The sequence below is a fragment of the Aureispira sp. CCB-E genome, from assembly GCF_031326345.1.
GTDB lineage: Bacteria > Bacteroidota > Bacteroidia > Chitinophagales > Saprospiraceae > Aureispira.
The window spans coordinates 980,104-1,004,636 of record NZ_CP133671.1 but is presented as its reverse complement, the minus strand read 5'-3'; the positions used below and the strand labels follow the sequence as shown (position 1 = coordinate 1,004,636).

Annotated in this window: 18 protein-coding genes; 7 read left to right on the top strand and 11 right to left on the bottom strand. The window is 37.4% G+C overall.

From position 1 onward, the window contains the following. Nucleotides 1–164 precede the first annotated feature (164 nt). The 5 genes from QP953_RS03805 to QP953_RS03785 all read right to left on the bottom strand — a co-directional run bounded on the left by QP953_RS03805 (nucleotide 165) and on the right by QP953_RS03785 (nucleotide 10,287). Nucleotides 165–1,733 carry a T9SS type A sorting domain-containing protein gene (locus tag QP953_RS03805; RefSeq protein WP_309554021.1) on the bottom strand — a complete coding sequence of 523 codons (1,569 nt, stop codon included), beginning with the start codon at nucleotides 1,731–1,733 and terminating at the stop codon, nucleotides 165–167. A gap of 57 nt (nucleotides 1,734–1,790) precedes the next feature. After that, on the bottom strand, nucleotides 1,791–2,006 hold the full coding sequence (locus QP953_RS03800; RefSeq protein WP_309554020.1) for a T9SS type A sorting domain-containing protein: 216 nt from the start codon (nucleotides 2,004–2,006) through the stop codon (nucleotides 1,791–1,793). A gap of 2 nt (nucleotides 2,007–2,008) precedes the next feature. Continuing rightward, the gene (locus QP953_RS03795; protein WP_309554018.1) at nucleotides 2,009–3,565 is read right to left on the bottom strand and encodes a T9SS type A sorting domain-containing protein; all 1,557 of its coding nucleotides are present in this window, start codon (nucleotides 3,563–3,565) and stop codon (nucleotides 2,009–2,011) included. A 57-nt stretch (nucleotides 3,566–3,622) separates the two neighbouring features. After that, on the bottom strand, nucleotides 3,623–8,617 hold the full coding sequence (locus QP953_RS03790) for a hypothetical protein (RefSeq protein WP_309554017.1): 4,995 nt from the start codon (nucleotides 8,615–8,617) through the stop codon (nucleotides 3,623–3,625). A 272-nt stretch (nucleotides 8,618–8,889) separates the two neighbouring features. Next, nucleotides 8,890–10,287, bottom strand: a complete 1,398-nt coding sequence (locus QP953_RS03785; RefSeq protein WP_052593456.1) for a phosphoglucomutase/phosphomannomutase family protein — start codon at nucleotides 10,285–10,287, stop codon at nucleotides 8,890–8,892. A gap of 513 nt (nucleotides 10,288–10,800) precedes the next feature. Between QP953_RS03785 and QP953_RS03780 the strand changes: the two genes are divergently transcribed. The 3 genes from QP953_RS03780 (at nucleotide 10,801) to QP953_RS03770 (ending at nucleotide 13,541) form a co-directional block, all read left to right on the top strand. Continuing rightward, the gene (locus QP953_RS03780) at nucleotides 10,801–11,454 is read left to right on the top strand and encodes a protein-L-isoaspartate(D-aspartate) O-methyltransferase (protein WP_309554016.1); all 654 of its coding nucleotides are present in this window, start codon (nucleotides 10,801–10,803) and stop codon (nucleotides 11,452–11,454) included. Nucleotides 11,455–12,006: 552 nt separating this feature from the next. Then, entirely contained in the window at nucleotides 12,007–13,206 is a 1,200-nt protein-coding gene (locus QP953_RS03775; RefSeq protein ID WP_309554015.1) for a hypothetical protein, read from the top strand. Then, the gene (locus tag QP953_RS03770; protein ID WP_052593451.1) at nucleotides 13,203–13,541 is read left to right on the top strand and encodes a nucleotide pyrophosphohydrolase; all 339 of its coding nucleotides are present in this window, start codon (nucleotides 13,203–13,205) and stop codon (nucleotides 13,539–13,541) included. The genes QP953_RS03775 and QP953_RS03770 overlap by 4 nt, the downstream gene beginning before the upstream one ends. 3 nt (nucleotides 13,542–13,544) lie before the next feature. On the opposite strand, the gene QP953_RS03765 is transcribed toward QP953_RS03770, so the two are convergent. The 6 genes from QP953_RS03765 to QP953_RS03740 form a co-directional block, all read right to left on the bottom strand. Then, a complete protein-coding gene (locus QP953_RS03765; protein WP_309554013.1) occupies nucleotides 13,545–14,132 on the bottom strand; it encodes a hypothetical protein in 588 nt (195 codons plus the stop codon). A 30-nt stretch (nucleotides 14,133–14,162) separates the two neighbouring features. After that, nucleotides 14,163–15,089, bottom strand: coding sequence for a YHYH protein (locus tag QP953_RS03760; protein WP_052593446.1), 927 nt, complete (start codon nucleotides 15,087–15,089; stop codon nucleotides 14,163–14,165). Nucleotides 15,090–15,335: 246 nt separating this feature from the next. After that, nucleotides 15,336–16,466 carry a DegT/DnrJ/EryC1/StrS family aminotransferase gene (locus tag QP953_RS03755; protein ID WP_309554012.1) on the bottom strand — a complete coding sequence of 377 codons (1,131 nt, stop codon included), beginning with the start codon at nucleotides 16,464–16,466 and terminating at the stop codon, nucleotides 15,336–15,338. 117 nt (nucleotides 16,467–16,583) lie between these two features. Further along, nucleotides 16,584–17,111, bottom strand: coding sequence for a hypothetical protein (locus QP953_RS03750; RefSeq protein WP_052593442.1), 528 nt, complete (start codon nucleotides 17,109–17,111; stop codon nucleotides 16,584–16,586). Nucleotides 17,112–17,586: 475 nt separating this feature from the next. Further along, a complete protein-coding gene (locus QP953_RS03745) occupies nucleotides 17,587–18,126 on the bottom strand; it encodes a hypothetical protein (RefSeq protein ID WP_052593440.1) in 540 nt (179 codons plus the stop codon). A 116-nt stretch (nucleotides 18,127–18,242) separates the two neighbouring features. Then, nucleotides 18,243–18,797 carry a hypothetical protein gene (locus tag QP953_RS03740; RefSeq protein WP_052593438.1) on the bottom strand — a complete coding sequence of 185 codons (555 nt, stop codon included), beginning with the start codon at nucleotides 18,795–18,797 and terminating at the stop codon, nucleotides 18,243–18,245. Between the two features lie 954 nt (nucleotides 18,798–19,751). On the opposite strand from QP953_RS03740, the gene QP953_RS03735 reads away from it, so the two are divergent. From QP953_RS03735 to QP953_RS03720, 4 genes are all read left to right on the top strand, one after another. Then, nucleotides 19,752–20,891, top strand: a complete 1,140-nt coding sequence (locus QP953_RS03735; protein ID WP_052593435.1) for a DUF1015 family protein — start codon at nucleotides 19,752–19,754, stop codon at nucleotides 20,889–20,891. A gap of 128 nt (nucleotides 20,892–21,019) precedes the next feature. Next, nucleotides 21,020–22,159: a cystathionine gamma-synthase gene (locus QP953_RS03730; protein ID WP_309554011.1), complete on the top strand. Its 1,140-nt coding sequence runs from the start codon at nucleotides 21,020–21,022 to the stop codon at nucleotides 22,157–22,159. A 162-nt stretch (nucleotides 22,160–22,321) separates the two neighbouring features. Beyond that, nucleotides 22,322–22,948: a hypothetical protein gene (locus tag QP953_RS03725; RefSeq protein ID WP_052593431.1), complete on the top strand. Its 627-nt coding sequence runs from the start codon at nucleotides 22,322–22,324 to the stop codon at nucleotides 22,946–22,948. Between the two features lie 11 nt (nucleotides 22,949–22,959). Beyond that, nucleotides 22,960–24,510 (top strand): TIM44-like domain-containing protein, encoded by a 1,551-nt coding sequence (locus tag QP953_RS03720; protein ID WP_309554010.1) that lies wholly within the window; start codon nucleotides 22,960–22,962, stop codon nucleotides 24,508–24,510. Nucleotides 24,511–24,533: the final 23 nt, after the last annotated feature.

Below are 24,533 nucleotides of genomic sequence, written 5' to 3'. Positions count from 1 at the left end.
TTTTGAGTGTTTGTACGAAACAATGACTGTAAAACAAAAATACAAAAATGTGCTACAAATGACACAAATTGTTTTAAAATATTTTTCTATAGCAGCTTATTTTCTGTCGGCTATTCTAATTTTTTAGAATTTCGAGAGCACCTCCTTACATCCTTCAAAATACATCACTGCTTCACAAACTGCTCATGACCAATCAATTCTCCCTCTTGTCGAACTTCCAATACATACACCCCCGCCACCAAACCCGACACGGGAACAATATAGGTCTTATCCGACTGATCGTAGGTTGTATAACGCTGCAACACACGCCCTTGCAAATCCACCACACAAAAGGTCAATTCCTCCTTTGTTGTTTTATTATAATAATGTACATTCAAATAATCTGTGGTAGGATTGGGATACAACAACAAAGAAATTGCACCTCCTTGCTCTAGCGGCAGCACGCCTGTTATGGTATGGCAACCTGGCACCAAGCAGCCCTGTTCGTCCAATTTTATCAACCAACCTTGCTGAAAAATAATCGGATTGCTAGGAATCGTATCTACTCCATTTGCTTCTCCACATACTAAAAAACCTCCATCAGGCGTTCGCTCGGCATCATAAACCGTGTGCCGTGCATTCGCTGTGCTTAGATACTCGTAATCTCTGCTCCAAATGCTGTCTCCTTGAGGCGATAGTTTCACAATTCGCCCGTGTATAATATAATGTGTTGGATTGGATGGAGGATATAAACGGACTACCATTCCAATCGCCACTAAACTACTATCTTCTAGTTCTATTATTTTTTGAAAATTAGCCGTCGTCAAAGCATCTGAATGAAATTTAGTTCCCCATAAAAAGTTCTGAGCACTATCTAGTTTATAGGCATAGGCTTCTTGGATAGGAACAGCATATGTTCCCGTTGGATTTAGCCGTTCACTTCCCCATGCACTAGCGACCACCAAGCCGCCATCTTTGGACAGAATCAAGTCATTCACACCATGTATTTGTTGGTTATTGGGGCTTTGGTAAGTCCAAATCGTATTGCCTAGGCTGTCTATTTTTTCTAATTTGCTTCGTACCGTGTAGTTCATTTGTACGCCACTTAGGTTGTCTTGTTGGTAGCCAATTATATAGTGATTGTCGTTCGTGGCGTAAACGCAGGGAGTGTGCTCTACATAATGGGGTACGCCTCTTGTTACATGCCATTCTTTTTGTCCTTGTTGATCTAGTTTTAGAATACTTACATCACTTATCCCAAATGTATCACTAGCTGAATTTACAATTATATATCCACTATCATTGGTTATTTCCATATCGTCTGTGCGAGTAAGAATACCTGACACATATGGGTTATGATAAAATTTACCATCAATAAAATTGCCATTTGTTGTGTATTTTAGAACTCCCCCTGTATATCCTAATGAATCACTATGATGACAAGCAACAACTAGCGTTCCGTCAACATAAGTTTTTAAGGATGGATTCCAAGTTCTATAAGGATTTAAACTGTCGTAAAGAATTTTATACAAAAGTAAATTTCCTATTGTATCATATTTAACAAAGAGAGCTCCTAGACCGCAATTTATACTATCTCTAGCAATTCCTGTGGCATAATAACAAGAGTCGGTCACTTCCAAACTTGTTAAGATAGTATTTCCACAACCCAATGTCATCCGTTTATTAAAGGTAGTTATTTGAGCTATGCTATTATAATATAAAAAACCACATAATACAAGATAAATAATTCGCATAAGAAAAAGATAAAAGCCTATTTCTACACAAGGCAGAAATAGGCTATCAATGATACATTATTTTTGAATAACAATTTTAAAGACTTTAGCTTCTTGCCCCTCACAGAATAGTGTCGTAAAATAAATTCCCGACACCCATTCTTTCGTATTTAACGTAAGCTGACCTACATTGTTGCGCAAGGCTACTTGAGTCATCCTTGCCCCCGTGGTAGACGTAACCACCAATTGCCCCTTTTCAAGCCCTTCTGGAAATTCATAAGACAAGTCCATCATCACTATCGCTTCACAAACTGCTCACGACCAATCAATTCCCCCTCTTGTCGAACTTCCAATACATACACCCCCGCCACCAAACCCGACACGGGAACAATATAGGTCTTATCCGACTGATCGTAGGTTGTATAACGATGCAACACACGCCCTTGCAAATCCACCACACAAAAGGTCAATTCCTCCTTTGTTGTTTTATTATAATAATGCACATTCAAATAATCTGTGGTAGGATTGGGATACAACAACAAAGAAATTGCTCCTCCTTGCTCTAGCGGCAGCACGCCTGTTGTCGTATGGCAACCTGGCACCAAGCAGCCCTGTTCGTCCAATTTTATCAACCAACCTTGCTGAAAAATAATCGGATTGCTAGGAATCGTATCTACTCCATTTGCTTCTCCACATACTAAAAAACCTCCGTCGGGGGTTTGCTCGGCATCATAAACCGTGTGCCGTGCATTCGCTGTGCTTAGATACTCGTAATCTCTGCTCCAAATGCTGTCTCCTTGAGGCGATAGTTTGACAATTCGCCCGTGTACTATATTATAAGTTGGATTGGATGAAGGATATAAACGGACTACCGTTCCAATCGCCACTAAACTACTATCTTCTAGTTCTATTATTTTTTGAAAATTAGCCGTCGTCAAAGCATCTGAATGAAATTTAGTTCCCCATAAAAAGTTCTGAGCACTATCTAGTTTATAGACATAGGCTTCTTGGATAGGAACAGCATATGTTCCCGTTGGATTTAGCCGTTCACTTCCCCATGCACTCGCAACTACCAAGCCGCCATCTTTGGACAAAATCAAGTCATTCACACCATGTATTTGTTGGTTATTAGGGCTTTGGTAAGTCCAAATCGTATTACCTAGGCTGTCTATTTTTTCTAATTTGCTCCGTACCGTGTAGTTCATTTGTACGCCACTTAGGTTGTCTTGTTGATAGCCAATTATGTAGTGATTGTCATTCGTGGCGTAAACGCAGGGAGTGTGCTCTACATAATGGGGTACGCCTCTTGTTACATGCCATTCTTTTTGTCTTTGTTGATCTAGTTTTAGAATTCCTACATCACTTACTCCTGTTGTATCATTAATGGAGCTTGTTATTATATAACCGCTATCATTACTTATTCGCATATCGTCTGGGCGGATGAATGTCCCCTCGATATAAGGGTTAGAAAAAGGTGTAACTGTTCCCCCTCCCATATTATCATAGATAAAAATGCCTCCATACATTCCTGTAGAGTCATAAAAATAAGGGGCTGTTACTAACTCATTTTGAAAATTTGTCCTTAGATAAGGAAACCACGTTTCAACCCCCCTAGTTATTCTATAAAATAATAAATTACCAAGAGTATCGTATTTCGTAAACACCGTACCAAAATCGCAATTATTGTTACTATCTAAAGCCCCCCCTGTAACATAGTAGCAAGAATCCGTCACTTCCAAACCTGTAAGTATCGTATTTCCACAACCCAATGTCATCCGTTTATTAAAGGTAGTTATTTGAGCTATATTATTATAATATAAAAAACAACATAATACAAGATAAATAATTCGCATAAGAAAAAGATAAAAGCCTATTTCTACACAAGGCAGAAGTAGGCTATCAATGATACATTATTTTTGAATAACAATTTTAAAGACTTTAGCTTCTTGCCCTTCACAGAATAGTGTCGCAAAATAAATTCCCGACACCCATTCTTTCGTATTTAACGTAAGCTGACCTACATTGTTGCGCAAGGCTACTTGAGTCATCGTTGCTCCCGTGGTAGACGTAACCACCAACTGCCCCTTTTCAAGCCCTTCTGGCAATTCATAAGACCAATCTACCCAATTAATAGCAGGGTTCGGCGTGCCCGCCAAGGTAGGTTCTTTAGCAAATGACGCAAGACGACTCCCTTGGGCAGGAACAAACTTACCTTCTATGGGGTTTAGGTTCGGCAAACTCGGCGCATACAAAGTACCTTTGCGATAAAAGAACTTTAAAATATCCGACGCTTGTACCGCTGCAAAACCCCATTGGGCATTGGCAATCGCTTCCAACACCTCTACTTCTGATTTCTCCAAATTTGCTTCCATGCGCCCATTGACATAAGCCGCTTGCAACAATTCTTTCAAATCTTTGTAATGACTGTGGTTTTTTGATACTCTAAAGTCCATGCTAAACGTAGCAGCAATGTAATCTATTTGATCCAAGGCATCGGCATAACGCCCTTGTCTCCAATAATGCTCTACCAATTCGTATTGTGCGACTATGCCAGGTTTCTTTTTAATCCAAGTTTCTAAGCTATCGTTTTGAGGAATGCTGTCGTTGGCATAGTGCTGAATCACTTGATTTACCCCAAAGAATAGCTTTTGATAGGCACCCGCTAGTTCACTTTCTTTGTTAGAACGAGCCACGCTGTCTTCTGCTGGTAGTTCGTCGTATTCTAATTTTAATTGTTGATAGTTGTCCCAATCAGTGGCGTAGCCTTCTTTTAGGGCTTCTAAGGAAATTATTTCCCCTTCTCCATTGCTTACTTTAAAGGTTCCTGTACCAGTATAGTTTGCTGCGCAGAAACTCAATATACCTTGTGATGCAACCTGTCTATTGGTATTAAAAAGTAATGCTGCATCTGGTATTTCATTTGTATTATTAGAAGTATAATAATACTGAACAGGTGCCCCTAACTGTGCCGAAGCAGCATCGTAATTGTAATTGTAAAAATGCGCTTGAGTGGGCAAGCTCTGTACAGCAGCCGAAAAGGTATTGCGACTGGCTTGCGTGATACTACCTTGTTGACCACTAATGCTGGCTGTTGTATTATCGGTTGCGATATTGGCAAAGACCATAAAGTCGTAATCATTTCCTGTATTTTGGTTACAGTGATATTGTAAGCCATCATCTGGTAAAGCTCCATCATTCCGTCCATGTGCCAAATTCCCACTCGTCAAATTATGATAGTGGTTGTTTTTGAGCGCATTTCCTGCCGCTCCCGTTGCTTCTACCCAAGAACCAACCGTAGCGCTAGCATTATTGGTCGTACTGGCAAAATAGTTCTGTTCTGCATTAAAAGCAGTCGTATGAATCAGCCCTAGACCATAGTGATCCACAATATAGCTGTTGGGCGAGGTACTTGCAAAGTTGCCTATTTCAAAACTATCCCGAATCACTACCGCCTGATTGTGCGCTCGGATAATAACGGCTTGCTCGTTATCCACGAAGGTACATTCGTCAATAGCGGTGGTATAGTTGGTGCCTCTTGGACCGCCCATCTCAACAGCACGCTCCAAGCCCTCAAAGCGGTTGCGTTTGGAAGGGAACAACAGGCGAGAGACTTTGGGGCTGGCTCCCAAGCCTCCCAAACCAAAGCTACCACCAGTAACTGGGTCTCCTATTTTGTTGCTGCGTTCGTCCTTAAACGTACATCCCTGTATTTCGGTTCCACCAACCGACCACATGGATACGTGTCCCAAAAAGTTAGGAAGGCTATCGCCGTCAAAAGGACGATAATCGTCGTTGACCGTAAAGGTACAATTGTGTAAGGTACTCCCTTCTTTACCTCCTGTTGGAGATATATAACGCATAAAATCAATGGAACGCCAATTGTTAATAAATTGACTATTCATCGCCGTAATAATTCCGCCTGTTCCACCTGTATTGTTGGTTGGATTGGGGAAATTGCCTACTTCCCATGGACTAATGGCATTTTTGGCATATTCCAAGGTAGCAGCACTCAAAATAATTTGTCCCTGATTGGTCGGGACTTGAGACAGGTGAGAATTTCCCCATACTTGGATGCCTTGCCATGTCTGACCACATTGATTGGTGATTGTAGAAGAATCAACCACCAATAAGCCACCTGGTTCTACCACAATCAAACCATCTTTGGGCATATTCAGCGTCATGCTATTTAAAATTAAGGTAGCACCTGCTTTGACCTTGATGTCTCGAACCATATTTTTGCTCGTAGTCCATGTTTCCGTTCCTGTAATTGTTCGGAAACTACGGTAATCAATGGACGTCTCTGGCGGTAGCAAGTCGGCTTCCCATACGCCTCGTCCAAAAGTTGCTGCTCGTAGCTTGCCCGAACAGTAGTTGATTTTGAGTTCTGTTGTTCGCACATTGGGAAATTCATCTCCATAGCGCAACCAATTTCCATTGCCTTCTCGAACATAAATACCGACATCTGTAGCAATATACAGCCGATCGTTGGTACCTCGCTGGTAGACGATGTTGTTGATGGGCATATTTAGGTTGGCTAAGGTTCCAATATTATCATCGTAACTTGTCCAAGAATTACCTCTATCATCAGAGTAAAGTACTTTTATATTGGGATCAAATCCTGTGGTACTAATCCAGACCCTTTCACCATTGGAGGGCGCTATTGCTATTCCTGTTATCGGATTAGGATCTACATTCGTTGCGGGAGGATTGGTGGTGATTGGCAATGAATCTGTTTTCTTTACAAAACAGGGCGCTGGATTACAGATTAAATTTGTATTATCATCAGAAACATAAAAATCACTACGTCTTGGAGATCCCCATGGATACAAATCATTTAAGGTTGAAACATACGTAATATTAGTTTGTTCATCTTCACTCATTGCAATATCCATGATTCGTCTATTCCAATCATCATGGTGATAATGAGTCAAATCTGAAACTCGTTGCCAGACACTTGTGCTCGAATCCGTAGTATTGGGATCGAGTATCAATCTTTTATGCAGCCCATTTACACCAAAATACATTTCATCTGTTTTCGGATGATTGATCATAGCAAAAGCATTATGCACTCGTTCCCCACAAGGAGCGCAAGAATTAGGGTGGTTTTGGGGTAGAAAACAACAAGGTCCCCATACTGTATCCGTTGGCGGTAGATATAAGTTTTCTTGAACCATTGCACCAGATAGTTTTATTCGCCAAAAATCTTCATCACTATTGCCTTTAATAAAAGCCCATCCGCTTTGATCATCTATTCTAGCACCATAACCATCTCCACCTAATACACGATTCCATGTCTGCCCTCTATCATTAGACACAAGAGACCCTACACATTGGTGAGCAGAAACAATTCTATTATCGTCTCCTTCCCAATCATCAAAAGCCCAAATATTTCCAACACCTAAACCATTGTACAACCTAGTCCATCCTCCACTATTGTTGCTTGTTGTTTCCTTTACACTTACCCCTCCATGTGTAACAGCAAATAAAGAATCTTTAGAATTGGGAGGGAATTCAACATCATGCACATCTGCATGAAACGTAGCGTTCAGATAAACAGATTGATATTTCCAGCCTCCACCAGTTATAGCTGTTCTAGACCCCCATACTTTTGTATTAGTCGTATAGACATAATTAGAGTCTATTGGTGATACTGCGATGCCCGTCCATGAAGGTTGATAAGTTTCGTAACCATTACTTGTATTGTTTTTATTTAATAACTTCCAAGTTAAAGTTTGGCGATTGTAAAGCATTACTGTTCCACTTCTTGCATTACCACTAGAATTTTTTCCCACACAGTAAACATATAATAAGTGTGCAGCAGCAGGTGTTACTGCCACATTCGTTCGTTCTATATCTATACTAGGAAATGGTAAAGGTAGGTTATTAGCATCAGCTAATATTGTCCAAGAACTGCCTCCATTTATGGATTCAAAAACACTCCTGCCACTAGCATAAACTATGTTGGGGTCAGTTGGGTGAAACTCTAAACCTCTCCAATCAGTTGCATGGGGAAAACTAAGAACTTGTTTCCAAGTATTTCCACCATCCATGGTTCTAAAAATTCCCAAACTTGTTGCAATAAAGAGAATATTATCATTTGTTGGGTGTACTATAATATTTCTCATTGTTCCTCCTTCAGCAAAGACATCTCTTAAATCATCTTTTTGTCCACCCCCTATCATTGTTACAGCATTAGCGCCATTTCCATTAATAGAAACCCACTTTAAAGGTTGAGTAGGGTCATATTTATAAACCCCTTGTGTATGTATAGGATTTGCATTGTTGATTGTTCCAGGACCTAAAGTAGAGTAATTGGCATTATAACCAAATTGACTATAGCCTTGATCTCCATTTCCTGTACAGACAAATAAATTATTGTTAGAAACTGCTATACCAGAGACAGAAGTGATGGGTAGTCCTCTATCAGTGTACCAGTTCACCCAATTTTGACCACCATCATCCGTACGAAAAAGACCTCCGTAATGAGATCCTGCATAAATAATTCGGTTGGTCGTACCATTGTATTGAGGATGAAACGCAATCCGATGTATTTGCCCAATACCAACAGAAATGTTTGTTGGACCTAGTTCTGTCCATTTTGTATTGGCTGCTACGGAAGGAGTTATTAAAGCATTAGTGGGGAGTGGTGTGCTATATATTTTGGCATAATTGGTCATAGCCGTAGCTGCTGGACCTATTTTACCCGTTGGCGATAACCGAGTCCCCCACACTCCTTTATCTCTACGCACTTGATTATAAATTCCTCCTTCGGCACTATCCTCTTGATAATAAGTATAAAAGGAATCTAAGAAGGTATAAAAAGAAGAATCGGGATGAATTTGGAATTGTCCAAATCCTTGGGAATAGCAACAGAGCAGTGCTGTTACTAGAAAGAATTGTTTCATAAAATTGGGTTTATTTTAAATGTAAAAAATATAGTATATTAAAATACATTAAAAATCTAGACAGATAGACTTCATCAGTATTCCTTCATTTTTTTAACATTCACTTTTCAGGGCAATACAAATATATGTTAAAAGACTCAACATTGCAAGTCAAATAAATCTTTATTAAATAATTTTGCAGTTCATTATCTGTATCTTACACCCCAAAACAACAAAAGAGCCAACTCAATGAGCCAGCTCTTTTTCCCTAAATTTTATGGTTCTTATAGCCTCTATCCTAAGGTCGCGTGTGTAGCGCTTAAGATGTTTCTTACTTCCTCATGAGTAGGTCCCTGTGCATAAACTCTCAACACAGGTTCCGTTCCTGAAGGGCGAATCATCACCCATTTATCATCTGACAAGTAGAACTTATACCCATCAATTGTTTCAACACGTTGTACCGTATAATCTCCAAAACTCGTGTACTCGTTGTTTTTACATTTCTCAATAATTGCCCATTTTTTGTCGTTGGCGATGTGCAAATCATCTCTATCAAAAGCAAAGTGTCCTACCAAAGCATATACTTCTTCCATCAATTCTTTGATAGACTTGCCTGTTTTAGCCATAAATTCCAAGACCAATAAGCCAATCCAAGCGCCATCACGTTCTGGAATATGACCAGCTGCTGCAATACCGCCCGACTCTTCTCCACCAACCAAAACATCTTCTGTAATCATAATTTCGGCAATGTGCTTGAATCCAATTTTAACCACTTGATATTCCAAGTTATACAATTCACATAGCTTTTTTAGTTTATCCGTTACCGAAAAAGAAACCACTACTTTGCCTCTCATACCTTTGTACTTGTACAAGTAATGCACGATCAACAATAGAATTTGATGAGAATTAACAAACGTCCCATCTTCATCATACATTCCAATACGGTCGGCATCGCCATCGTTTGCCAATCCACAAGTAATGTTTTTATTGTCTTTAATTAATTGCGACAACTCTTGCAAATTTTTGTCAATAGGCTCTGGCGCCTGTCCATTAAAACTTGGATTAATTTCGCAATGCAATGGTACCGCATTCGGCAAGATTCTACGCACAATATTTTGTCCAGCACCATACATAGCATCGTAAGCACAAATAACACCAGATTCACGAATCGTTTTTAAATCAAATTTAGACTCAACTTCTGCCATGTACAAATCCTCTAAATTGATATATTCTAACAATCCATCCTTTTCCATTTGTTCAATAGATGGCAATTCGTCCGTACTATTTTCGGCAGGAATCAATGCTTCTACGGCATCTATATCTTTAGGTATAGAAGGTCCTCCTAATTCTGATTTCAATTTAAAACCATTATAAGTTGGAGGATTATGACTCGCCGTGATAACAACCCCCATTTTTGCTTGCTTCTTGACGACACCTAAAGAAACCATAGGAGTTGTTGAAATATTTTTATCAAAATAAGTCTTAATTCCATGATGTGCCATAACTTGAGCCGTTGTTTGAGCAAACATCAATCCTCCAAAACGACAATCATACCCTAATACCAAACTATTTCCTCCGTTTTGCTTAATCCACAAAGCTGTTCCTGTAGCAATCCGCTTTACATTCTCAACGGTATATTCCTTTGCTATAATAGCTCTCCATCCGTCTGTTCCAAATTTAATTTTTGTCATAGCTTCTTAATCCATTTTGAGCACCTTTGTGCTACTTTTCTTTTTATTATTAATATAATAGTAAGTAATCGTTCAAAAAAATAACAAGTACCACGCAGTAGCAGCGTAGCTAAAACAGCCTTTTTTTGCACTACTCTTCATCAGAAAAACTTGTCTTAGCTCGCTAAGCCTTCCTTTTTCTTCTTTAATTAGCAAAAAAATAATCCCATTCTTTGTTCTTATTTTTTCTGACCTCTTACTTATTTTTATTTATTGAGTACACACTATTTGATGGGTTTGCTTGCCTCAAAATTAGGAGACCTCAAAAGTTAAAGCAACTTAAAATAGTTAGTCTATTGTACACGTACCTTTTGTTAAGTCAAAGCAAAACAACCTTTATAAAGTGTATTTAGGGTTTATTCTTTCAAATTTTTCAGCAAATTAGGAAAAAAATAGTATCTATTCTAGTCATTTGTTAGTTAAGCGTCTATGAAATTTGTGTTATTTTGTATTTTAGCGACTTAAATTCAACAAATGGAAGACAGCAATAGACATAAGGGCATGCGCAAACGTTTGGCTGAAAAGCTTTATCAAAAAGGTATTCGAGATGAAAACGTCTTGAGCGCCATTCAAGCCATTCCTAGACATTTCTTTTTGGATAAAGCATTCGAAGAACACGCCTACGAAGATAAAGCATTCCCTATCGACGAGCATCAAACGATTTCTCAACCTTATACCGTTGCTTATCAGACAGAATTGCTACAAGTCAAAAAGCGAGAAAAAATTCTTGAAATTGGTACAGGTTCGGGATATCAATCTGCTGTTTTAGCCCTATTAGGTGCTCGTTTATATACCATCGAACGACACGAGTTATTATATTCCAAAGCTAAGAAAATGTTTGAGACACTTGGCTTACTAGGCATTAGAAGTTACTTTAGAGATGGCTACAAAGGTCTAGGCGAATTTGCACCTTTTGACAAAATACTAGTAACAGCGGGAGCTACAGAAGTACCACCTGCCTTAAAAAAACAGCTAAAGATTGGTGGTATTCTAGTCATTCCTGTTGGTAATCAAGCACATCAAAAAATGCTAAAAATAACTCGTCTAGGTAAGTTTGATTATCAAGAAGAAACTTTGAGCAACTTTAAATTTGTACCTTTACTAAAAGGGAAAAATCCACAAAAGTAAATATAAGAAAGCCCATTTTCATCGTTATACTATTCATGCTTGTTCTTTTAAAATCAACCTATCTCAACAATCTTTTTGAGATATTAATTTGTTTTGAGTTGATAACTTCGTATTTTGCAGCCTTAATTATTCCATTTTTTTCACTATATAATAAGCCTATACGTTAAAACTTTACACAAATTTTACCACTTTTTTTTAATATCTTGCGATTTAACCAAAGGAGCATTGAACACTATAGTATAAACTTATACTTATTTTTATTATTTCTTAAAAATAAGTATTAATTTAAAAATAGAGTTCACAAAAATAAGTTATGTCTGTTTTTCACCATAAACATTTAATCAATTGTCCCTGTTTAATACCAATTCACTTATCCAATAAATCGCAGTTGATATTAGTCTATTAACCCCAATGGTAAATATGAGTTATTTGTTGCTTGTTATTTATATCGTGGCTTTCAGTTGGTGGATAAAATCTACAAAGACCCTCAACACACCTGGCCTATCACGCAATTTTGTATGCTTTATTTTTCTTTCAAAAATAATAGTAGGGTTGCTCTATGGTATCATCCACTATACCTATTTTAAGGGAGGAGACACATTTATTTATCTGAGCGAAAGTACATTATTAGGGCGGACATTTTTGTCGCATCCCAATTATTATATTGGATCTATATTAGGTTGGGACGTATCTGTGCCCAATGCCATTGTTTTCACTTACCCTGATGCTACCATTTTTTGGAAAGATTTGGGAACCTATATGTTGGTACATTTCCATGCTCTACTATATCCATTTACGTTAGGTCATTACCATTTGCACATTTTTTTCATTGCTACCATTGGCTTGTTTGCCAGTTTGAATTTTTACAATATATTCCGACAAATTTTAGAATTACCCAAGTTTACCTTAATTGTTTGCTGTTTTTTCTTGCCATCTCTGACTTTTTGGACAGCTGGTTTACACAAAGATGTCTATATTTATTTTGGTCTAAGTTTATTTCTATTAAGTCTCTTAGAGTTTCAACAAAAAACACGATTATCCAAAGCTATTGCAAAACTTTGTGTATCTATTTTTATTATAGGCATGATCCGTCATTATTTGCTAGTTCTATTACTTCCTGCTACAATAGCCTATATCTGTACATTATATGCTCCTAAGCGAATTTGGCGTACTTACCTAATTGTTTATAGCATCTTTATTGGAGGAACTCTTGGTCTTGCTAAGTTTATCTTTGGCATTGAACTATTAGAAATTCTAGCCAATCAACAAACCGCCTTTTTAGCTGAAGTTGGAGGTTCGTCTATAAAAGATGTTGCTCCACTAAGTCCAACACTTGGCAGTATTTTCAGTACCATTCCCATTGCATTTGTCAATGTGCTAGGAAGACCATTTTTATGGGAATGCAAAGATTTTTTACAGCTAATAGCTAGTTTAGAAATTCTATCTTTCCTAGTATTGTTTGCCGTTTCCTTGGCACTAAGAAAACAGTCTATAAAGTCCCCTAACCCCCTAATACACTTCATTGTTGCTTATGCGATCACTAACCTTCTCTTAGTCGGTTTATTGGTCTCTAATATCGGTACTATTGCTCGATATAGAGCGATTGCATTGGGGATTTTATCTGCATTATTGACACATATTCTTGATTTTTATCACATTTACCCCAAGAAATCAAACCAAAAGAATACTTCCATTTCCAATATAGATCCAACCTCTTTTTCAAAAAAAAACAAAGCTAAATTATTACAATGACATTACAAGAAGCACAAGCAAAAGTAGACCACTGGGTCAAGACCATTGGCGTTCGTTACTACGGAGAACTAACTAATACAGCCATTCTGATGGAAGAAGTTGGCGAAGTAGCTCGCCTAATGGCTCGAATTTATGGCGAACAATCTTTTAAAACAAAAGAACAAGAAGCCTCTGCCAAAGATGATCTAGCCGAAGAAATGGGAGATGTTTTATTCGTCTTGCTTTGTCTGGCAAATCAAGCAGAAGTGGATTTAGGTGCTTCGTTGCAGAAAATAATGGACAAACGAACCATTAGAGACAAAGATCGTCATGCCAATAACCCAAAGTTAAAATAACCATTAAATACGGATGACTTTGCTTCTTCTTGTCAGTATTAGTAGTAATAAAGCACCAACTGTTCCTATCGAAATCATCAAAAAATTACGATTAGCAGCCTTCGGCTTAGGGATGGTATATATAGATTGTTGAGAATGTGTTACAAACTTTAATGTATCCATATTCCTTAGCTTAATACTGTGATAATTCACTTGATTAGTATATGCTTCAAACATACAGGTATTGTTAACAGAACGAACTCCTTCATTCTTTCCCAATCTTAGTATATAAACACTGCCATGACCATGGCCATTTACAACAGGAGCCACTTGAATGGTTTGCATTTTGACAATTTGATTTTTTTCATTTTTAATAGACAAACGTTCTTGGATGTAGGCTAATAATCCTGCTTCCATTTGTGTGGTTGTTTGTGCTATTTTTAGCTCTGGTTTAGCTGTCAATAAAACTTCTCTAATTGTCCATGGAAACTCAGCTTTTAGCAAAAGTTGGTCATCCGATTCAAAAATTTCAAAGAAAGCTTCATTCGGAGCATGAGCTATACAATAGTTCTGCACCAAACAGAAGCTAACCCAAAACAATAAATACTTCATCTCAAGTAGGAGGTTGTTATTAAGAAATGTTTATCGCAGTTTAAAGTCATTAGAGGGTATTCCCATCAAACACCTAGGAACAGAAGGAAATTCGTCTGTTATAACATAGTAATATGTTCCTCCAGGAAATTCTGGTGTTACCCCTGTTCGACCATTACACTCATCGAGCATTCCTAGGCTAGGAATATATTCATAATCATTAGAATAAATGCCATTGTACGCCCCACAAGGTCCATCTGAACCATTCCCTGGTCGTTCTCCTGTTTTAAGTTGGTAGCTAGCAGTCAAGGCAACAACAGCAGAAGTGTTATCTAGCGGATCTGAATAACCATACTTATAATAAATAGGAAAACCATCTGCCGCCCACCCTATTTGAGTCATTGTTGTGGTATTGATGTTCAATGATTGAAGATATAGAGTTGGCGAAGCATGATAATGATACTTGCCTGTTGGCTGCACGTGAGCATTGTTACAATCTAACCCCAATTGTACATTCGTAGCTTCCAAATTCCACGTCCAATTCACATTTGCTGCCATCATTCCTTGATGGGGCCAAGGTTCTGCAGCAATAGGATCCAATTCCACTCCATTCATTAAAATGCCAAAAGCACCAACAGGTCCTACACTACTTAGTAGCTCTGTTTTCGAAGCCGCTTTAGTAGGAGTTGTTGTAATTCGATAAACTGCATTTTGCGGGCTAATAGCATTCGGATTTAAAGAACCTTGACCTCCGCCAAATAAACCAACTTTATGTTCTGGTATATTATTAGCCGTAATAACTCTTGTATGACCATTAATAGATTCAGAGTAAGCAGACGAAGGAGTTAAGTTTTGGTTGCAGGCTCCTCTAGAAGTATTTAGAGGCACGGTAGGAGTGCAATCTACCATTGGTTGTTCACGGCAAGCAAACAATAATAAACTTGTCAAAATAAATAAAATAGGAACTACGCATTTCATAACAAAAGATTTATTCTTAGATATTCTCTCAAGAATAAGTCGTTACACATTTAATACTCCCCTATTTTTTACTCTAGTAGTTCGTTGTTTTTTTACCTTTTCATAAAAGAGCAAAAAAAAACATTTATATCAACCTAATAATCAAATATTAACACAAAAACAACAAACACACAACTTTTTGATTATCAACTACGCAACACTCAAGAAGTAAACTTTTTTGATATTTTTGAGCGTTGCTAACTATTGTTATTCAAAAAATGCGCAAAAAATATTGGTAATAAATGCCAATTGCTCATCGTCCATTTCTGTATGGATCGGTAATGATAAAACTTCCTTGCAAAGCTGTTCTGTCACAGGAAAGCTATTTTCTGAAGCCGATACAATATGTTTAAAAGCCTCCTGTTCATTCAAAGGAACTGGATAGTATATCATAGATGGAATACCATTCTCTTTTAAATGCGCTTGCAAAGCAGCTCGTTTATCTGTTGGAACTTTTAACGTGTATTGATGAAATACATGAGAAGAGTTATGTTGACGCACAGGTATTTGAACACCTTCTATTGCCCCAAATGCCTTATCGTAAGCAGCCGCAACAGCTTGTCTAGCGGTCGCATAGGCATCCAATTGAGCTAATTTAATATCCAGCACGGCTGCTTGAATAGAATCCAAACGAGAATTAACACCAATACATTGATGATAATAACGTTTGTTTTGTCCATGGCTAGCAATCATTTGTAAATGCTTTCCTAAAGCTTCATTTTGAGTAAAAATTGCGCCCCCATCACCATAAGCACCTAAATTTTTGGAAGGATAAAAAGACGTGCAACCAATATCTCCTAAGGTACCTGTTTTTTGAACACGACCATCCGAAAAGGTATAATCTGCCCCGATCGCCTGTGCATTATCCTCTACAACATAAAGCTGGTATTTTTTTGCTAATGCTAAAATAGGCTCCATATCAGCACTTTGCCCAAACAAATGAACAGGTACAATGGCTTTGGTTCTTTCTGTTATCAATGGTTCTATCAAGTCTGCTGTAACATTAAACGTATTGGGATCTACATCAACCATTACAGGTGTTAGTTGCAACAAACCAATCACTTCTGCCGTAGCTACGTAAGTAAAAGTAGGAACAATTACCTCATCTCCTGGCTTGAGTCCCAAGCCCATCAACGCTATCTGCAACGCATCAGTACCATTTGCACAAGGTATGACCGTATTGACTGCAAGGTATTTTTCTAGATGTGCTTTGAAAGATTTGACTTGTGGACCATTGATAAAAGCACCAGATTCTATACAATTCAAAATAGCTGTGTCAACAGCATTTTTAATACCTTGGTATTGTGCTTTCAAATCTACCATTTGAATGGGTCGCATATCGTTATTTTTTGAACCAATGAGAAAGCATATTTTGTGTTAAGTGGATACAAAATTTCTCTCTAAATACATTTTCATTAATTGACGATGAAGGTACATATTTCGTTGGAAAATTACTTAGTCCAAGCGCTCAATTTTTATCAAATCAAAATTATGAGGGTGCAGCAAAAGTTCAAACAATCCTTTTTCGGCTCGAACGACAGGTTCTAAACTCGTTGTTCTTACTCTTAAATCCACATTGAGTCGAATTTTAAAATTCGTATCTTCTGCTATTTGTACAGAATCATAAGCCGTTCCTTCGATGGTATAAATACAACCATCTATTTCATCCAAAAATGCACTGATATATGATATTAGTATCGCTAAAAGGGATTTTTTTTTGTTAACGTCCAAAGCAGCAAAATTTTGCTCAATCGCCTTTTTGCTTGTTTTAAAAAAACAATACTTGTCTAATTTCTCCTGATCCGCTTTTGCCCAATAAACAAAAGTTTCATCAACCCATAGAATTGTCCATTCGCTCAATCGTTTAAAAGTGCTTTTATCGAAAAACGCACCACAATCTGTTTTTTGAGCCTTATCCAAATGCTTTCCTTCTCTAATTTCCTTTGTCAAGTAGGTATTCCAATTCCCAAAAAGTCGAAACATAATGTGTATTTTTTAATTGTCCTTTCGTCGCTCATTCTCTTTAGAGCAACATAGAATTGATTATCAGTAAAATATGCACTAAACAATCAAACTTACTCTCTATCCAGTGAGCACCATACTTATAACGTAAATTAACAACACGGTTCTCTATTTGAGCCTAAAAATAGCTATTTTTTTTGCGGTTTTTAGAATTAATACTCTGTTGATTTTTTAGTTTATTGCATGAGTACTTCGCTGTTGATTATTAGCTTTTTCAATTCAAAGCAAACAAAAACATATACCACTAATAATCAATCTAATAAATTTCCCTAAATAGAGTAAATATAGAATAGGAGTCTGCTGATTTTGTAGTTTTTAATAAAAAGTGAATGCAAACACCTTGCATTGGACCAATGCTGAGCCTATTTTGCAATTAACAACAAACTATTTGACAACGTCCTGCTAAAAAATCACCTATATCATTTACCTTGTTGTTTTAAACCAACCTTTCTATGGAGAGCAAATCTAATGTCGTATGATTTAAAACGATCTTGTATTGTGCTTTTACCTCTGTTGTTGCTCCATCTTGTTTAGGATAAATTAAGCAACAAGAAACCTTTATATGAAACTGTTGCTCTTCTATAAAACCGCTCAAAGCCTTGTCTTTCCGCAATGCAGAAATCCCATCTACTTCATTTTTTATAATGGCATACAATCGCTCCCACAAAAAATAATGATATTGTTTTTGGTAGAATGGAAATTGCTGACTTAATGCCATCCTTGAAGTTTTAAAGAACTCATCTACCGTTCTATCATCGCTGAACAGGCCTTTAAAAACAGGCTTTCCCCAATAAACAAAGCCATCATCTTGGTGCAAAATAAACCAACAACCTACAGCTGCTTTTCTAGGTCGCTTGTTTAGCCAACTGCTAAAAAACGTATCAACACTTGCTAACGTTGCCTTGTCCAACAATTCTCCTTTTTGAATTCGTCGAACAGAATAAGGTGGCGCATCATTTTTAAATAGTGAAAACATAAGGTCATAAGATGAATCAATAAAATTGAGGCTAATTGATTGTCAATAATTGAATCAAATTACAAAAACTACAGGATACGTGCAAGTAAGAAAGCAAAATTAAGAAAGGCAAATACCTACAACGGTTCCAGCTTTATCAAATCCAAAGTGTCTCGATTGAGAATGACATTGTAATTGGCTTTTTCACTATCTTCGCCTGGGATTTTTATTGTACAGGGAGTTTGAATGACTAAGGTTTCGTCTATTAATTGTACCTTGAAACCTAGTATAACCGTTACGGTAGCTTTTTGAGGGATGGATTTGGCAATAACAATTTCTAACTTTTCTCGAATACTATTTCCGTGTACGGACTCATAATTGGGAAACTTCGCTTGAATATCAGCCATTGGTGTTTTAAAAAACTCCTTGACGGTTGGATTTGCGCTGACCATACTTTCAAAAGTTGTCCACCCCCAATACAAAAATTCCTCGTTCTTGTACAAAACAATCCAAGAGCCTTCCATTGCTTTTTTTACATTACGATCCATCCAACTTTCAAAAAAGTCATCCAAAGAAGAGGCTTTTGCTTTATTTAATAATTCGCCTTGCTGTATCTTGTTAACAGGATACGTTGGCAAAGCTTCTGCTTTAAGTGAAATTGCAAATAATAATATGAAAATAAGTTTTGACATAAGCCATTTTAATAACAATAAATTTGGGACTATTATTTATTAGTTTTTATTTTTAGAAACTAAGCTTACCTAATAAGCTTGTGCGAGCAACACAAAAAACAAAGGTTGTGATCACAGAGTACTAAAAACTAATAAACCTACTATGCATTATTTAGTAGTCATAACTGGTTAAAAACAAATAGTGCGCCAAAGAATATTCTATCGAAATTGACACTAAGAACTCTTTTTTCTAGTGAAGTTCTTTATCTTGTGTGAAGGCTTTTGCAAGACTATTTTTATTTTTTTATAAAACTAAAAAAGCCATAAAGGATTAACTTCTATAAAATTTCACAAGAGTTCAAAATGCATTCAACTTGAAATTAGAAAGACAGTTATAATTGACAATAGGGATGTGAATGTATAAGTTGTTTTTATGGCAATGAAATATGTACTTTGTGTATGTCTTTTCTTTGGCTGTAAAATCATTGCATCTAATCTCCTTTATTAAGAGTGATTCGACATGATTTTATCACAAAGGATCATAAAAACCATAGACAACTTGTAAATAATTTTGTGGGGATTTCTCTATCTTGGAGTCAAGTCAGTGTGATAGAGTAAAATTTTATAGGGCATAGATACATCAATTCGTGGATAATTTGAAATAATTGCTTATTGATTTTGGAATAAAATACAAAAAAAAATAATCACATTTAATTAATTATCAACCAACAACAGTAATAATCTTTTTTAAAGCACAGAATTAAGGATGTTACAGTTTAACAATTATTTATAAAATTTGTTCGAATCTACAACCATATGGTTATTTGAACAATTCATGACGTAAGAATATCTCTTCACTATATCAAGAAACGTTGAATACTTACAATTTACCCAACAATTCGTTTTTTTTAGTGGATTCGTAAAAGATTAAACAGAAAGCATATTTATAAGACTACTTAAAATAATAACAAACCAATGGCGAAAATTTCACCATTCCGAGCAGCACTACCAGATCTGAGTGATATTATTTCCTTTGATGATTTTTTTGGTTCGGCCAAGCGCAAATTCCCACTCTATTTAAGCGATGGTATTTATACTCAAAACTCTAAAAAATCATTCTATATCTACCGTATTAAACGGCCACATCGCAGTCATACTGGATTGCTAGCTTGTACAAATGTTTTGGATTATATCAATGGCGAAATCAAGAAACACGAGAACACCTTAGCGGCCAAGGAGGCTAAAATGATGCGTCTTTTTGAAGAACGTCAAGCATTGATCAAACCAATTTTACTAACATACCCTAATGTTTTAGAGATTGATGCCCTCATTAACCGAATTACCACCTCCTCTCCTCCTTCTTTTCACATTCCATTCCAAGATGAGGAGCATATTTTTTGGCAAATAGAAGATCCACTCCGAATTGAAGCCCTAACCTCTGCCTTCGATCAACATGTTCACGAATCTTATATTTGTGATGGACACCATCGAGCCAAGACTTCAGAGTTATTATACAAAAGATACCTAGAGTCCAACGAGTTGACGACCAATAAAACGCAATTTAACTTTATGTTGGTCGCTTATTTTCCTGCTTCCGAAATAGAGATTCACAACTACAATCGAGTGATTGCTGACTTAGGTAATATTTCTCAAAAAAATTTTCTTGCTCAATTAGAAACCTACTATAGCATTCAACCCACCGAAAAGAACTACACTCCAATTGCAAGGTATGAAATGGGCATGTACCTAGACAAGCAGTGGTATAAACTGCGTCTCAAAAAATCATATTGGCCCCAACCTAGTACCCCAACAAAAGAAACATTAGATGTTTATTTTTTGAACAAATATGTTCTAGAAGGCATTTTAGGAATTGAAGACGTTCGAACAGAGCCCGATATCAAGTATGTAGAAGGTCCCAAAGGTGCGTTTAGCTTAGAACGCAGGGTGCGAGAAGGTAAAGCTAAAATTGGCTTTAATTTATATCCCGTTGCTTTAGAAGATTTGATTCGTATTTCAAACGAACAAGATACTCTTCCTCCTAAATCAACTTGGATTGAGCCTAGGATGCGCAATGGGTTTATCGCTCATTTGTACAAAGAAGTTGCAGAGGATTAGCCGATTAAATTTTTGCACTTGGCGACTAATGCAGTCTATTTACCTATACTCTGTATACCAAATGACACTCATTAATTGGTGTACAGAGTACTTAAGTGCTAAAAAATATAAAAACATCAATATCAAATATGAAATTTGGAACAAAAGTTATCCATGCAGGAATCAAACCAGATCCAGCAACGGGGGCAATTATGACGCCAATCTATCAAACCTCTACCTACGCCCAAGAATCACCAGGCAAACACAAAGGGTTTGAATATGCTCGCACCAAAAACCCCACAAGATCTGCCTTAGAAGCTAATCTAGCTGCTCTAGAAAATGGGGCAAAAGCAATTTGTTTTGGTAGTGGCTTAGCGGCAATCAATGCCATGCTACAAACCTTAAACCCTGGTGACGAAATTATTGCTACCAATGACTTGTATGGTGGCACCTATCGCTTATTTACCAAGATTTTCGGACGTTTTAACATCAAAACTCATTTTATTAGCATGGATCAGCCCAATGATATAGAGTCCTATATCAACGAGCAGACCAAGTTGATTTGGATCGAAACCCCAACCAATCCAATGCTAAACATCATTGATATTGAAGCTGTTTGTGCGATTGCTCAACAACATGGCATTCGTACTTGTGTAGACAATACATTTGCCTCTCCTTATTTGCAAACACCAATAGACTTGGGAGCAGATGTCGTCATGCATTCGGCTACCAAATACCTTGGTGGTCATTCTGATGTCGTTCATGGTGCTTTGGTTTGTAAAGATGAAACCTTCGCTCAAGAATTATTCTTCTTACAAAATGCAGCAGGTGCCGTTCCAGGACCTCAGGATTGCTTTTTATTGTTGAGAGGAATCAAAACGTTGCATTTGCGTGTGCAACGGGCTTGTGATAACGCTCGTACTATTGCTAACTTTCTAAAAGAACATCCTAAAGTAGATCAAGTATACTATCCTGGATTTGAATCTCACAAAGGACATGCCATCGCCAAACGTCAAATGCGTGATTTTGGTGGTATGGTTTCGTTCTCTTTAAAAGAGGACACATTTGAGGCTGCTGCTAGAGTCTTAGGAAGCACGCATTACTTCACCTGTGCAGAATCCTTGGGAGGTGTCGAGTCTCTAATTGGGCACCCTGCGTCTATGACCCATGCCTCTATTCCTCGTGAAGAACGGTTAAAAGTGGGCTTAACAGATTCCTTAATTCGATTGAGTATTGGAATAGAAGATATTGATGACTTAGTTACTGATTTAAAGCAGGCTCTGGGCTAGTAGTAGTTAGCTACGCTGCTACTTCGTGGTCGTTTATTAGTTCGCTTTGTTACTACCTACGGTCGTGAGCTCGCATAGCTTGGTTCGCTGCTACTGCGTGGTTTCAACGAACTATTGGGCTAGCCAATCAATCTATAATTTTTACACATATATTCACTTCGTATGAATACTTTTTTTACTCCCGAATATCAAGAAGAACTAGATGCTGCCATTCAAGCCCTAGAGTCCAAAAGTAGTGTTGAATTGGTCACGGTCATTTATCCAGAATGCGACAATTATAGAGATATTGAGCTTTGGGGCGGCATTTTTTTAGCGTTCTTGGCTTTGGTTGTCAAATTTATGATCCCTACGATCATCCACATTTATGCCATCTTGTTTGGAACACTTCTATTCTTTTCTCTAGGCATTGGGATTATCAAATGGTTCCCAAAGCTCAAACATGCTTTAATTCATAAAAAACGGATGCGTCGTCAAGCCGAAATTATGGCTAGAGCCATCTTTCAAAAAGCACACATTCATAGAACATCGCAACACACGGGTGTCCTTCTATTCATTTCTACATTCGAACGTCAAGCAGTATTGCTGTGGGATATTGGTGTTGATATTGAACTAACAATTGATGAATTGGATAAGCTCCAATTCCAATTTAATGAAGTTTTCAATGCTCCCGAGCCTCCACAAGCACTTTTGGCAAAAATTAGAGCTAGTATCCCAATCTTTGAAGAACACCTGCCAGTACAGCCTAATGACATTAATGAACTTCCTAACCACCTACACGTAGAACTTTAAACCAAGATTTCATGCGCTTTGCTAAATTTTTTTCTTTTAAATACTTGATTGCATTAACACTATTGTTTTGCATTGGTATTTTATTTTTATTTCCAGAGGTAGCCTATGCTCGACCAGGTGGCGGACATTCTTACAGTGGTGGCTCTAGTGGTGGAAATGGAGGTAATGGTGGAGGCATCATCGTATTTGAAATGCTATTTCGTCTTTTCTTTCTATTGCCTCCTTTTTTACAAATAGCATTGATTATTAGTATTATTATTGCCGTTATTTGGTATCACCTCAACCATCAAGGAGGAGACAAACAAGTAGACAACTATATACAAAGCTCTGGAATGGATGCTTATCGTTTCCAACAGAATCAAATGGCAAACCAAGCCAAACAACAAAAAATTGATGCTTTAATTCGCAAAGATCCTGCCTTTTCTGAGATTCTATTTTTAGATTTTGCTCATTCGCTTTATCATAAATTCTACAGCAGCATTAATACCAAAAATAGTCGTAGCGTACAGCCTTTTCTCTCTGAGAATATCAAATTATTCATGCGTTCGGACATGGCGAAGACAAGTCCTCGAACAGAAGTTGTTGTTGCCAATATTCAAATCTCAGATATTATCACAACAAGCGAGCAAATCAAAATTGTGGTAGATTTTCAGTCTAATTATTCTACTCTTTATAATGAAAAGAACTACCGACATATTTTAAAGGAACGTTGGGTTCTAGTCCGAAATATAGAGACAGTATCTACTAGCCCAGAAGGTTTACGAGATTTGGCTTGTCCTAATTGTGGCGCTCCTAACGACTTCAACGATGCAGGTGTTTGTGGTAATTGTAATACCTTGATAGAAGCTGGGGAAATGAATTGGATGTTAGATAAAATTGTTGTCCAAGAGCATCAACATTATAGAGCAGAGACCTTAGGTACCTATGCTCCCGAAGTTGGTAATAATGCCCCCACTATTATCGATCCATATTTAAAAGAAAAGGGGGCTCGTTTTATCGCTTTACATCATCTACAAAACCCTGCTGCTTACTGGGAATCATTTATGGAGAATGTGGTAGAAGCCACTTTCCAAACTATGTATCAAGCTTGGTCAGAGCGTGACAACTGGAAATCGGTGCGCCATTTGTTAAGCGATCGTCTTTACGAGGCAAATGCTTTTTGGATTCATCTCTATCAAGAAAAAAATTACTTCAATCGTTTAGAAAATATCACCTTAGAACATATCGAACCTGCCCGAATCACCATAGATAATAATTACGAATCTATTACCGTTCGTATTTTTGCGGCAGCCATTGATTATACAGAAGATAAAAATGGTCGTTTAATTGGAGGAAACAAACGAACGCCCCGAAGATTTACCGAATACTGGACATTTATTCGAAAAATAGGGGTCGAAAAACCAGAGAGTGAATTTGATACTGCCCAATGCCCCAACTGTGGCGCTCCTGCTGATAAAATGAGCGACACTTCTGTTTGCGGCTATTGTGGCACCAAGACCAATCAAGGTGATTTTTCTTGGGTACTAAGTAATATTGCACAAGACGAGGCTTATCAAGGGTAACCTAAAGAATAAAAAACAACAAA

Coding starts and splice junctions, on each gene's coding strand:
- QP953_RS03790 (WP_309554017.1), bottom strand. CDS start 8,617: ATGAAACAATTCTTTCTAGTAACAGCACTGCTCTGTTGCTATTCCCAA.
- QP953_RS03805 (WP_309554021.1), bottom strand. CDS start 1,733: ATGCGAATTATTTATCTTGTATTATGTGGTTTTTTATATTATAATAGC.
- QP953_RS03795 (WP_309554018.1), bottom strand. CDS start 3,565: ATGCGAATTATTTATCTTGTATTATGTTGTTTTTTATATTATAATAAT.
- QP953_RS03755 (WP_309554012.1), bottom strand. CDS start 16,466: ATGCGACCCATTCAAATGGTAGATTTGAAAGCACAATACCAAGGTATT.
- QP953_RS03720 (WP_309554010.1), top strand. CDS start 22,960: ATGCGCTTTGCTAAATTTTTTTCTTTTAAATACTTGATTGCATTAACA.
- QP953_RS03730 (WP_309554011.1), top strand. CDS start 21,020: ATGAAATTTGGAACAAAAGTTATCCATGCAGGAATCAAACCAGATCCA.
- QP953_RS03760 (WP_052593446.1), bottom strand. CDS start 15,089: ATGAAATGCGTAGTTCCTATTTTATTTATTTTGACAAGTTTATTATTG.
- QP953_RS03735 (WP_052593435.1), top strand. CDS start 19,752: ATGGCGAAAATTTCACCATTCCGAGCAGCACTACCAGATCTGAGTGAT.
- QP953_RS03740 (WP_052593438.1), bottom strand. CDS start 18,797: ATGTCAAAACTTATTTTCATATTATTATTTGCAATTTCACTTAAAGCA.
- QP953_RS03725 (WP_052593431.1), top strand. CDS start 22,322: ATGAATACTTTTTTTACTCCCGAATATCAAGAAGAACTAGATGCTGCC.
- QP953_RS03770 (WP_052593451.1), top strand. CDS start 13,203: ATGACATTACAAGAAGCACAAGCAAAAGTAGACCACTGGGTCAAGACC.
- QP953_RS03800 (WP_309554020.1), bottom strand. CDS start 2,006: ATGATGGACTTGTCTTATGAATTTCCAGAAGGGCTTGAAAAGGGGCAA.
- QP953_RS03765 (WP_309554013.1), bottom strand. CDS start 14,132: ATGAAGTATTTATTGTTTTGGGTTAGCTTCTGTTTGGTGCAGAACTAT.
- QP953_RS03745 (WP_052593440.1), bottom strand. CDS start 18,126: ATGTTTTCACTATTTAAAAATGATGCGCCACCTTATTCTGTTCGACGA.
- QP953_RS03750 (WP_052593442.1), bottom strand. CDS start 17,111: ATGTTTCGACTTTTTGGGAATTGGAATACCTACTTGACAAAGGAAATT.
- QP953_RS03785 (WP_052593456.1), bottom strand. CDS start 10,287: ATGACAAAAATTAAATTTGGAACAGACGGATGGAGAGCTATTATAGCA.
- QP953_RS03780 (WP_309554016.1), top strand. CDS start 10,801: ATGGAAGACAGCAATAGACATAAGGGCATGCGCAAACGTTTGGCTGAA.